Origin of the sequence: Candidatus Electronema sp. TJ (genome assembly GCF_048287355.1) — a bacterium.
GTDB lineage: Bacteria > Desulfobacterota > Desulfobulbia > Desulfobulbales > Desulfobulbaceae > Electronema.
In genome coordinates this window covers 1-10,954 of record NZ_JBLWEP010000045.1, presented here as the reverse complement: position 1 = coordinate 10,954, position 10,954 = coordinate 1, and the positions used below count along the sequence as shown (strand labels likewise).

Sequence of the window (10,954 nt, the reverse complement as noted above, 5' to 3'; positions counted from 1 at the left end):
TACTGCTCAATTTGCAGAGGACATGACGGGCTGGTGGAAAACTGCATCAAGAATGGTGTTGAATACTTCACCAAGTCAGCAGACTTTTGCTCCGGCCAGCAGCCTGGTGTTGCAGTGTATGTGCCTAACTTCTAACTTCAAAATCCGCCAGCTCAAGCTGGCGGGTTAAAACTCACAAAAAAAGGAGAAACATCTCATGAAAAAGAAATATGCTGTTCTCTTATTTGCTGGATTCATCCTGGCAGCACCAATGCTCACCAGTGTAAACGCCGACGAGCATGAATATCGGCATGACGACGAGAAACATGAGCGGAGACACAGGGATGATGATGACAAGCAGGAGCATCGAGAAGCGAACAAAAAACAGCATCACGATCAAGATGAACATGACGAAGAGAAACAGGATGCCAGCGAGAAAAAACTGTCAGAAGACGGTCAGGATGTAAAGAAAAAGGACAAGCAGGAGCGCGATGACAGCAAGCTTGCGAATGACGAGTCTCTTCTTTCCAAGATACGTCGCTGGCTTCGGCTCTAACTGCTTCTTCTGGTCGCCATTATAGCAGCATTTTCTGAGTGTTAACAATTTGATGTCTTGCCTTTGCAGCCTGTAAAAGTGAGATACAACAGGGAGATATTGATCAGCAAAGTGCTCTCCATCTATGATGCTGCCTTTCAAGCACCGCCTTAAACCGATGCAGTTCTTCCTGCCTATGCTGGTAGCAGCATAGGCAGGAAGAGTGGATATATTGGCAATCACTCGCCGACTATGATCTCCTGCCATATCTGGTTGTAATTCTTTAGAGTATCTCCGAGATCTTCTTTGAACTCCGAGCGTTCCAGATCGGCAATCTCATAATTCGGCTTCACCGTACGGACAGCGCGGGCGGGAATGTTGATAGACGGCAGCATGAGAAAATCGGCGATCTGGGCATAGACCTCCGGCTTGTGAATGTAGTTCATGAAGGTGTAAGCCAGCTCCTTATTTTTAGCGTTCTTCAACAAAACCATGCTGTCCATGTACATCGCGCTGCCTTCTTTTGGAATGAAGAAAGCGACATTCTTCTTCGCTTCCTCATCCAGTTCAAGAAAGACATTCTCGGCATAGCCCTGCACCACCCAGAATTCACCGGAGGCAAAGCCTTTGGCAAAAGACTCAGCGTCAAATTTGACGATTTTTTCCTTCCACTGCTTGACCAGCTCCTTGGCTTTCTTCAGCTCCTCTATGTTTTTGGTGTTGACCGAATAGCCCAGTGATTTGAGGGCCGCGCCCAGCACTTCGCGCATGTCGTCGAGCATGGTCATCCGGCCCTTAAGGTCTTCCCGGTTGAAGAGCGACCAGCTCTTGTCAAAACCTGCTGGAACCTGCTTGGTGTTTACCGCCACGCCTGCCGCACCCATCATGTAGGGCACAGAATATTTATTGCCCTCGTCAAAATGAATCTTCGACAAAATGGCGGGGTCAATATTGGCGAAGTTCGGCACCTTACTTTTATCAATTGGCTCTAGCATATTTTCCTTAGCCATGATAGAGACGTAATCGCCGGAAGGAAAAACAAGATCATAGCCACTTCCTCCTGCCTTCAGCTTGGTGAACATCTCCTCGTTTGAGGCGTACATGTCATAAACAACCTTGACATTGTATGCTTTCTCAAAGTTTTTCACTACCTGATCTGGAATGTAATAGGTCCAGTTGTAGATGAACAGTTTCTGCTCTTGGGCCTTTTTCGGCTGGGCCTGCTCTTCCTTTTTCGAGTCAGAACAGCCCTGCGCGGAGAGGCAGAGGGCTGCTGCCGAGAACAGCAGCAAGGACAATTTTTTCATGACCACGCTCCTTTGATGAGGGAATTTTTATCTCTTCAGCAGGGAAGAGTAGAGATTTTTGGTTGACCAAGCCAGCAGCGCGGTGCCGACGATGATCACCACGGACAGGGCATTGATGGTCGGCGACACGCCGAAACGGATCATCGAGAAGATGTGCAGCGGCAGGGTTGAAGAGCCTGGCCCAGCGACAAAAAAGGTGATGACGAAATCCTCCAGGGAAAGAGTGACGGCCAGCAGCAGGCCGGCGACGATTCCTGGCATGGCGATGGGCAGGAGGATGCGCAGGAGCATGTCCAGCTCGCTCGCGCCTAGGTCATAAGCCGCCTCAACGATAGAGAAATCAAACTCCTCCAGCCGGGCCATCACCGTCATCAGGACAAAGGGGATATTGAAGGTGACATGGGCGAGGAAGACCGTGAGCAGGCTGAGGTTGAGGCCGATTTTATTAAAAAAAATCAGGATCGACACGCCGATGATGATTTCCGGCAAGATGATCGGAAAAAAGGTCAGGGTTTGAATGGTCTTTTTCATTTTGAAATTGTACCAGCAAAGGCCGATTGCGCCCAGCGAGCCGATAATTGTGGCAGTCACTGCGGATGAGATTGCGACAATGATGCTGTTGTAAAAGCTGTGCCAGAGCGGCTGCGAGTTGTAAAACAGTTCATGGTACCATTTCAGCGAGAATCCCTCCCAGCGCATGGCTTTGGAGCTGTTGAAGGAGGATATGACCAGAATGACCAGAGGAATATGCAGAAATAGGGTGACAAACAAAAAAACACCCAGCGAAAATTTACCCGGTTTGCTCATCTACAGCTCCTTTTTACTCTGCGAGCGCATGAAAAGCAGCACGCCAATCATAGTCACGGAAGTTAACACAACGGAAATCGAAGATGCCAGCGGCCAGTTCCGGGTGATGTTCAGCTCGCGGACAATAAGATTGCCCAGCATCCACGAATCGGTCCCGCCAACCAGCTGCGGCACGGCGAAATTGCCAAAAGTCGGAATGAAGGTGAAGAGTATGGCGGTGGTGATGCCGCTGCGGATATTGGGAATCATCACCAGTCGGAGTGCCTTGAATTTTGACGCGCCCAAATCCATTGCTGCTTCGATCAGAGAGAAGTCAAATTTCTCGATGGTTGAATAGAGAGGAAAAATAGCGAAAGGAATTGTGGTGTAAATGATGACTAAAATGATCGCATAGCGGTTGTAGAGAAACTGAATATGTCCGTCTAGCAAGCCTGTGTTGAGCAGAAAGCTGTTGAGCAGGCCGTTGCTGCCGAGTATGGCGATCCATGCGTAGATGCGGATCAGAAAATTCGTCCAGAAGGGAATGATGATCAGCATCAGGAGCAGATTTTTCACCGGGCTACGGGCGATGTAATAAGCTGTGGGCAGAGCCAGCGCAACCATCAGCGCGGTGGATGCCACAGCAATCACAATAGTGTTGAGCAGCACCTTGAGCACAGCGGTGTTGAGCAGCGATTTATAGGCCGCGAGCGAGAAGCGCAACTCCACACCGCCGTACAGCCCTTTTTCCATGAAGCTGTAGCTCAAAGTGATGAGCAGCGGCACCGAAAGAAAGGCGCAAAGCCAGAAGGCAATGGGGGTGACATAGATTGGTCCGTAATTCTTGCGCATTTACTGACTCACCTCCACCATGAAGCTGTCTTTGGTGTTCCACCAGACGCTGACCTGATCTTTCCACGTGATCGGTTTTTCGTCCATGAAATACTGCACATGCTGACGGAAGACGAGCAGCGGCTCTTTGGTGCCATTCACCCGGACAAAGTATTTGGTTTGAAAACCGGTGTAGATCATGTCCTCGACCGTGCCGCGCAGCACATTGACATCCGGCGGCAGATTTGTCGGCTCGCCCGGCGCGATGCGGATTTTCTCAGGCCGGACTGTCAGGGCCACGCTGCTGCCGGGCTGCACTTTTTTGTCGCGCCAGATATTAAATTTGCCGTATTCCGGCGACTCGAAGACCGCGTTCTCCTCGTCGGTCACGGCGATGACCTTGCCTCGGATGTAATTGGTCTCGCCGATGAAACGGGCGACAAACTCGTTGGCCGGGCTTTCGTAGATTTCCGCCGGGGTGCCGATCTGCTGAATCTGACCCTTGTTGAGCACGCAGACCTGATCAGAGACGCTCAGGGCCTCAGCTTGATCATGGGTGACGTAGATGAAGGTGATGCCGACCTTGTCATGAATCGCATCCAGCTCCAGCAGCATGTGCTGGCGCAATTTGGCATCCAAGGCTGAGAGCGGCTCGTCTAAAAGCAGCACCTGCGGCTGGTTGATCAAAGCGCGGGCAATGGCAATGCGCTGCTTCTGGCCGCCGGAAAGCTGGCGGGGATATTTCCTGCTCTCGCTCTCCATCTTAACCAAGGTCAAATTCTCCTCCACAGCCCGTTTGATCTCCGCTTCGGCAACTTTGCGCAGGCGGAGCGGAAAGGCGACATTCTCAAAGACCGTCAGATGGGGAAAAAGGGCGTAGCTCTGGAAAATCGTGTTGACGTGCCGCTTGTTCGGCGGCAGCGGCAGCACATCCACGTCGTCAAAATAGACTGTCCCTTGGCTCGGCATTTCAAATCCGCCAATAATGCGGAGCAGTGTGGTCTTGCCGCAGCCGGACGGACCAAGCAATGAATAAAAGCCGCCCTTCCTGATGGTCAGGGACGTGTTGCTCAAGGCGACAAAGTCGCCGAACTGTTTTGAAACGTTCTTGATAGTGACTTGGCTGCTTTTCACTGCGTCAACCTGAGGATGATGAAACGCCTCTCCTGCCCTCCGCTGCGGCGGCAGGCGGCATCCCGTTGCAATTGATGTGAATTCCGACCCATTATAACCGGCGGACAGCAATTGGAAAATACTCGTCCTCAGGCCTTCTTGTCAAGACAAAACCTGCATCTGCTGCTGCTGCGGAACAGCCTGCGCCGCCGCTGTTTCCGGTTGACTTTCCCCCGTCTTCTCCCGTATTGTTGTCCCGTCGGACAGCCGCCCGCACCTGCATCGCGCAGACGGTTCAATTGCAACGATTTCTCCGCTCCCATTATGATCACGCTCCGCTTCAAGCAGCTTTTCCCGGCAGCCGCCCTGCTTCTTTGCGCCCCGGCAGCTGCGCTGGCCGGCACTGGCCACGGCCCGGACATCGCCCCTGTCTGGACAGCTCCCTTCGCCCTGCTTCTGCTTTGCATCGCCGTGCTGCCGCTGGCGGCGCAGCATTGGTGGGAGAGCAACCGCAACCGCGCCTTGGTCAGCGGTTTCTTCGCCCTCATCTTTTCGGCCTACATGCTGCTCTCCTTCGGCCATGCGGGAGGAGCAGCCCTGCTCCACGCTGTGCTGCACGAATACCTGCCTTTCATTGTCCTGCTGGCTGCTCTGTTCATCATTTCCGGCGGCATCTACGTCAAAGGCTCTTTAGCAGGAACGCCGCTCTCCAACTCGGCTTTCTTGGTCATTGGCGCGGTGTTGGCCAGCCTCATCGGCACCACAGGGGCCTCGATGGTCCTCATCCGTCCGCTGCTGCGAGCCAACCGGGCGAGAGAGAGGAAGACACACTTGGTGGTCTTCTTCATCTTCGTGGTTTCGAACTGCGGCGGCCTGCTCACTCCGCTGGGTGATCCCCCGCTCTTCCTCGGCTTCCTCAAAGGCGTGCCCTTCGGCTGGACCATGCAGCTTTGGAAGGAATGGCTCTTGGTCAACGGCCTGCTGATCATCCTCGGCAATCTGGTGGATCAGCACCTGCTTGCCCGCGAGGAAAAGGAACGCGCAGGAGCGCAGCTGGAGCAGGCGTTGGAGCATGAGCCGCTGGGGATAGCGGGCTGGCACAACTTTCTCTTTCTCGGCGGCATCGTCTTGGTGATCCTCGGCAAGGGCCAAGGCTGGGGCGGCGAATGGCCGTTCGGGATGCAGGAGCTGCTGATGACCGGCATCACCTTGGCCGCCTACTGCACGACCAAGCAGGAGCTGCGCACAGCCAACAGCTTCACCTTCGCCCCGATCATCGAGGTGGCCGTGCTCTTCTTTGGCATCTTCATCACCATGATCGCCCCGCTGACCGTGCTCAACACGCATGGCAAGGCACTGGGTTTGACCGAACCGTGGCAGTACTTCTGGGCCACCGGCGCACTTTCCAGCTTCTTGGACAACGCCCCGACCTATCTGACCTTTGCCGCAACTGCGGCAGGCAGCATGGGCGTAAGCCTTGAGAGCCAGAGATACCTGGGCGACTTCCTCGCTGCGGGAGGAGCGCAGGCGGCTGGCATCCTGATAGCCATCTCCTGCGGCGCGGTCTTCATGGGAGCGAACACCTACATAGGTAACGGGCCGAACTTCATGGTCAAGGCCATAGCGGAGGAGAACGGCGTGAAGATGCCGAGCTTCTTCGGCTACATGGCCTGGTCCTGCGGGATCATGCTGCCGGCCATGCTGCTGGTGACGCTGCTCTTCTTCCGCTGAACGCAGACGCGGCCCCTTTCTCAGACACAACCACAACAAACACGCAGTCCCCACGAACGCAAGGAGAGCACTCATGTCCATCCCCCTTCGCAGCAGCGAGACCACCCAAGGCCGGAGAATGGCCGGCGCGCGCGCCCTTTGGCGGGCCAACGGCATGACCGAGGCGCAGATGAGCCGTCCCGTCATCGCGGTGGTCAACTCTTTCACGCAGTTTGTGCCTGGCCATGTCCATCTGCACGAGATCGGACAGCAAGTGAAGGCGATCATCCAAGAGCATGGCTGCTTCGCCGCAGAGTTCAACACCATCGCCATCGATGACGGCATTGCCATGGGCCACAGCGGGATGCTCTACTCCCTTCCCTCGCGTGAGCTGATCGCCGACTCTGTGGAATACATGTGCAACGCCCACAAGGTTGACGCGATGCTCTGCATCAGCAACTGCGACAAGATCACTCCCGGCATGATGATGGCGGCCATGCGCCTGAACATCCCGGCCATCTTTGTTTCCGGCGGGCCGATGGAAGCAGGCAGGATCGAGGGACAGACACGCGGCTGGGACTTGGTCGATGCCATGGTCATGGCTGCGGACAGCGAGGTTGCCGATGAGGATGTCGCGGAAGTGGAACGCAGTGCCTGCCCCACTTGCGGGTCCTGCTCCGGCATGTTCACAGCCAACTCGATGAACTGCTTGAACGAGGCCCTCGGACTGGCGCTGCCGGGCAACGGCACGGTCGTGGCCACGCATGTGAACCGCCTGTGGATCTTCGAGCAGGCTGCCAGCAGGATCGTGGAGCTGTGCGAGGCCTGGTACGGTCGCGGAGACGCTTCTGTGCTGCCGCGCTCCATAGCTTGCAAGGCCGCCTTCAGCAACGCGATGACCCTTGACATAGCCATGGGCGGCTCGACCAACACCGTGCTGCACCTGCTCGCTGTGGCCCAAGAGGCAGGCGTGGACTTCACCATGCAGGACATCGACTCCCTTTCCCGCCGCGTGCCCTGTCTGTGCAAGGTCTCGCCCTCCTCGCACTACCATATGGAAGATGTCAACCGCGCCGGAGGCGTGCTCGGCATCATGGGGGAACTGGACCGCGCCGGCTTGCTTGACACCTCGGTGATGCGCGTGGACGGCCTCACCCTTGCCCAAGCCATTGAGCGCTTCGACATCACACTGCTCAGCACCAGCCCCGCCGCCTTTCAGCTCTACTCCAGCGCGCCCGCAGGAACAGGCCGCAATCTGGAGATTGGCTCGCAGCTCAAGCTGTATGAAGTCATGGACAATGACCGCGAGAAAGGCTGCATCCGCAACGCGGCGCACTGCTACTCGCAAGACGGCGGCCTGGCGGTGCTCTACGGCAACATCGCCGAGCAGGGCTGCATCGTCAAGACTGCCGGGGTTGACCCTTCCATCCTCCATTTCCAGGGCAAGGCCAGGGTCTTCCATTCTCAAGAGGATGCCTGCGCGGCCATCCTTGGCGGCGAGGTCGCGGCGGGCGATGTGGTCTTCATCCTCTACGAAGGGCCGAAAGGCGGGCCTGGGATGCAGGAGATGCTCTACCCCACCTCCTACCTGAAGTCCAAGCACCTTGGCAAGCTCTGCGCCCTGGTCACGGACGGACGCTTCTCAGGCGGCACAGCCGGTCTGTCCATCGGCCATGTCTCGCCGGAAGCGGCCAGCGGCGGAGCCATTGCCCTTGTCCGCAACGGCGACCCCATCGACATCAACATCCCGCTGCGCAGCATCAGCCTGCAAGTCAGCGCGGCAGAGTTGTCGCGCCGCCGCAGCGAAGAGGAGGCGCGGGGAGCCGCAGCCTTCACGCCGCAGCGTGAGCGCAGCGTGTCCAAAGCCCTGCAAGTCTACGCCCGCTTTGTCTCCTCAGCGGACAAAGGCGCGGTGCGCGTGCTCTGAGCGCAGCCTGCCGCCCAGTCTCTTGGGGCTGAAGATCCTCAACGCTTGTGAGAGAGCCTCCTGCGGGAAGGGGAGGCTCTCTCCTCTGAGAAGGGGATGCAGCGTCCCCTGAGAAGAGGAATTGGAATCCTCTGGGAAGGGGATTTCAATTCCTGCGAGAAGGGGATTTCAATTCCTGCGAGAAGGGGATTCGGAATCCTACGGGAAGAGGATTTGAATTCCTCTGAGAAGGGGATTCGGTTTCCTGCGCGAAGAGGGCAAAAGGTTTTTTGCCCCTACGGTGAAGTGCCGCGTTCTGTAGGGGCGAAAAATCTTTCGCCCTTGCGCGGAGAAGCGCAGCCTTCACGCCGCAGCGCCTCCTGCGGAAACCGGCTTCCGGCTGGCCTGGGCGCATGAAGCGGGCGGCATTTTCCGCTTGAAGAACGGCGGGAATCTATTACAGTCATGGGGCGCGGGCGGTTTGCGCCCGTCAGGCGACGAAGGCTGAACCTAATAGAAGACGCTGTTTCCACTATGATGAAAATGCTCAGCTGGCTCGCCGCGCCCCTTTTGCTCGCCGCGAGCTGGAACGCCCTTGCCGAAGACTGCCCGCCGCCGTATGCCGGGCTGATCCAGAACGGAGCCTATGCGGTCGCCGACCTGCAAGGCAGCATTGTCGAAGGCTGCAATCTCGACACGCCCTACATCCCGGCCAGCATCCTCAAGGTGCCGACCGCCTTGGCCGCTCTGTCGGTCTTGGGGCCGGACTACCGCTTCAAAACCCGCTTCTACACCGACACGGAAGACGGCCTCTACATCCAGGGCTTCGGAGACCCGATGCTCACCTCAGAGGAGGTGCGGCTCATTTTCAGCGCGCTGAAGCAGCGCGGCCTGGCGCGGGTCAACAACATCTACATTGACACCTCGCAGTTCTCCTTGGAGCATCAGTCGCCTGGCAGCGAGTTCAGCGACAACCCCTATGACGCGCCGGTGGGGCCGGTCTCTGTCAATTTCAACAGCGTGCCTGTGCTGGCGACACGGAGCGGGCAGGTCTTTTCCGGCGAGCCGAGCACCCCGTTTCTGCCGCTGATGGCTGAGATCGCCCAAGATGGCCGCGCAGGCAGCAGGCGGGTCAATGTCTGCCGGGGCAGCTGCAACGCGGACAAGGAAATGGCCCGCTATGCCGCGCAGCTGTTCCGCGCCCTGAAAGAAGAGGCTGGCCTGCCTGGCCACGGCATGTTGGCTCTGAAGCGGACACCGGCGACGGCCCGCCTGCTCTACGAGCACCGCAGCAGCAAGAGCCTGCAGGAGCTGACCTCCAACTTCCTCAAATACTCGTCCAACTTCATCTCCAATCTGGTCTATCTGGCTATGGGCGCGGAGAAGTTCGGCTGGCCTGCCACTTGGGCCAAGGCAGACATGGCTGCGAGGCAGGAACTTGAACGCCAGCTCGGCGCACAGACAGCCGCTGCGATCGTCCACAGCGACGGGTCTGGCCTCTGCCGCAGCAACCGGGTCACAGCGCGGGCGATGTTGGAAGTGCTGCGGGCTTTCCGTCCTCATGCCTGGCTGCTGCGCAGGCACGGCGGCGTGCCCAGCAAGTCCGGCACCATGCGCGGGGTGTACAACTACGCGGGCTATCTTGACAACGGCAATGCCTTTGTCATCCTCCTCAACCAGTGGAGCAACCGGCGCGGGCAGGCGCTGGAGCTGCTGAAGAACGGCGGCGTGCCCAAGGTGCGGCCTGCGGTGCGCCGGGCTGCGGGAAAGGCAAGGAGAGCCGCAGCCTCGTCTGTCAAAGCGAAGAGGCGGGCTGCGGCAAGGGCCAAGACAGGCAGGGCGAAGAGACGCTAAGGCTGCTGCCGCTTGTCGCGGGTAATGACTGCGATGGCGGAATGGTTGTGAATGGACTCCACATTCTCAGACTCGATCTCATAGGCCGCGATGCGGTCGTCGGCATTGAGCCGCACGGCAATGTCCCGGACTATGTCCTCCACAAACTTGGGGTTCTCATACGCCCGCTCGGTGACGTATTTCTCGTCCGGGCGCTTGAGGATGCCATACACCTCGCAGGATCCCGCCATCTCTGTGATGCGGATGATCTCCTCGATCCAGACAAACTTCCTCAGCTCCACAGTCACGGTGACGTACGACCTTTGATTGTGCGCCCCGTACTGGGAAATCTCCTTCGAGCAGGGACAGAGGCTGGTCACCGGCACCACTGTCCGTATGAAGACCGCGTATCTGCCGTTCACCAGCTCGCCCATCAGCGTGACTTTGTAGTCCATCATGCTGGTTATGCCTGAGACCGGCGCGGTCTTGCGCATGAAGTAGCAGAAGGCCAGCTCCAGGTACGCGTCCCTGGCATCGAGCAGCCGCGTCATCTTCAGCAGCGTGTCTTTCAGAGACTGGAGGGTGATGGCGAACTCGTCGGTGTTGAGGATCTCGGCAAAGCGGGACATGTGCGTGCCCTTGAAGTCGCTGGGCAGGTTGACGTACATGCTGCACTCCGCCACTGTGTGCTGGCCTCGGTGCTGCTGGTCTTGGACATAGACAGGCAGCCGGAACTTCTTGATGCCCACCTTGTTGATGGCAATGCCTCTGGAGTCCTCCCTGTTTTGGATGTCGGGAAGAATGTCTGTCGTCATGCTGGGCAGAGTCATGGTGGAAGTCTCGGCAGGATTCAGGTTCTCGGCTTCAGGGTGCGCACGGCGGCGGCATAGAGATGCCCAGAAGAGTAATGAAGATGGGCCGGACAGGCAAGCCTTTTCTGCGCAGGCAGGAGGA

At 57.4% G+C, this 10,954-nt stretch carries 9 protein-coding genes; 4 read left to right on the top strand and 5 right to left on the bottom strand.

Annotated features, from left to right (window positions below; translation table 11 throughout):
- Nucleotides 1–196 precede the first annotated feature (196 nt).
- Nucleotides 197–535 carry a hypothetical protein gene (locus ACNKID_RS05220; protein ID WP_417912376.1) on the top strand — a complete coding sequence of 113 codons (339 nt, stop codon included), beginning with the start codon at nt 197–199 and terminating at the stop codon, nt 533–535.
- Nucleotides 536–753: 218 nt separating this feature from the next.
- On the opposite strand, the gene ACNKID_RS05215 is transcribed toward ACNKID_RS05220, so the two are convergent.
- From ACNKID_RS05215 to ACNKID_RS05200, 4 genes are read right to left on the bottom strand one after another with little or no spacing between them, the layout of a single operon-like run.
- Complete coding sequence (locus tag ACNKID_RS05215) at nt 754–1,821, bottom strand: extracellular solute-binding protein (protein ID WP_417912375.1); 1,068 nt, start codon at nt 1,819–1,821, stop codon at nt 754–756.
- A 27-nt stretch (nt 1,822–1,848) separates the two neighbouring features.
- Nucleotides 1,849–2,628 (bottom strand): ABC transporter permease, encoded by a 780-nt coding sequence (locus ACNKID_RS05210; protein WP_417912374.1) that lies wholly within the window; start codon nt 2,626–2,628, stop codon nt 1,849–1,851.
- Entirely contained in the window at nt 2,629–3,459 is an 831-nt protein-coding gene (locus tag ACNKID_RS05205; protein ID WP_417912373.1) for an ABC transporter permease, read from the bottom strand.
- Entirely contained in the window at nt 3,460–4,572 is a 1,113-nt protein-coding gene (locus tag ACNKID_RS05200; RefSeq protein WP_417912372.1) for an ABC transporter ATP-binding protein, read from the bottom strand.
- A gap of 303 nt (nt 4,573–4,875) precedes the next feature.
- Between ACNKID_RS05200 and ACNKID_RS05195 the strand changes: the two genes are divergently transcribed.
- The 3 genes from ACNKID_RS05195 to ACNKID_RS05185 all read left to right on the top strand — a co-directional run bounded on the left by ACNKID_RS05195 (nt 4,876) and on the right by ACNKID_RS05185 (nt 10,021).
- Nucleotides 4,876–6,282 (top strand): sodium:proton antiporter, encoded by a 1,407-nt coding sequence (locus ACNKID_RS05195; protein ID WP_417912371.1) that lies wholly within the window; start codon nt 4,876–4,878, stop codon nt 6,280–6,282.
- Between the two features lie 73 nt (nt 6,283–6,355).
- Nucleotides 6,356–8,188 carry a dihydroxy-acid dehydratase gene (gene ilvD, locus ACNKID_RS05190; RefSeq protein ID WP_417912370.1) on the top strand — a complete coding sequence of 611 codons (1,833 nt, stop codon included), beginning with the start codon at nt 6,356–6,358 and terminating at the stop codon, nt 8,186–8,188.
- 513 nt (nt 8,189–8,701) lie between these two features.
- Nucleotides 8,702–10,021, top strand: a complete 1,320-nt coding sequence (locus tag ACNKID_RS05185) for a D-alanyl-D-alanine carboxypeptidase/D-alanyl-D-alanine-endopeptidase (RefSeq protein ID WP_417912369.1) — start codon at nt 8,702–8,704, stop codon at nt 10,019–10,021.
- Here ACNKID_RS05185 and folE2 read toward each other — a convergent pair.
- Entirely contained in the window at nt 10,018–10,830 is an 813-nt protein-coding gene (gene folE2 / locus ACNKID_RS05180) for a GTP cyclohydrolase FolE2 (protein ID WP_417912368.1), read from the bottom strand. The genes ACNKID_RS05185 and folE2 overlap by 4 nt on opposite strands.
- Between the last annotated feature and the right edge of the window lie 124 nt (nt 10,831–10,954).

Bases quoted from the DNA above. Each gene is read 5' to 3' on its own strand.
- ACNKID_RS05220 (WP_417912376.1), top strand. From the start codon at position 197: ATGAAAAAGAAATATGCTGTTCTCTTATTTGCTGGATTCATCCTGGCA.
- ACNKID_RS05215 (WP_417912375.1), bottom strand. From the start codon at position 1,821: ATGAAAAAATTGTCCTTGCTGCTGTTCTCGGCAGCAGCCCTCTGCCTC.
- ACNKID_RS05210 (WP_417912374.1), bottom strand. From the start codon at position 2,628: ATGAGCAAACCGGGTAAATTTTCGCTGGGTGTTTTTTTGTTTGTCACC.
- ACNKID_RS05205 (WP_417912373.1), bottom strand. From the start codon at position 3,459: ATGCGCAAGAATTACGGACCAATCTATGTCACCCCCATTGCCTTCTGG.
- ACNKID_RS05195 (WP_417912371.1), top strand. From the start codon at position 4,876: ATGATCACGCTCCGCTTCAAGCAGCTTTTCCCGGCAGCCGCCCTGCTT.
- ilvD (WP_417912370.1), top strand. From the start codon at position 6,356: ATGTCCATCCCCCTTCGCAGCAGCGAGACCACCCAAGGCCGGAGAATG.
- ACNKID_RS05185 (WP_417912369.1), top strand. From the start codon at position 8,702: ATGATGAAAATGCTCAGCTGGCTCGCCGCGCCCCTTTTGCTCGCCGCG.
- folE2 (WP_417912368.1), bottom strand. From the start codon at position 10,830: ATGACTCTGCCCAGCATGACGACAGACATTCTTCCCGACATCCAAAAC.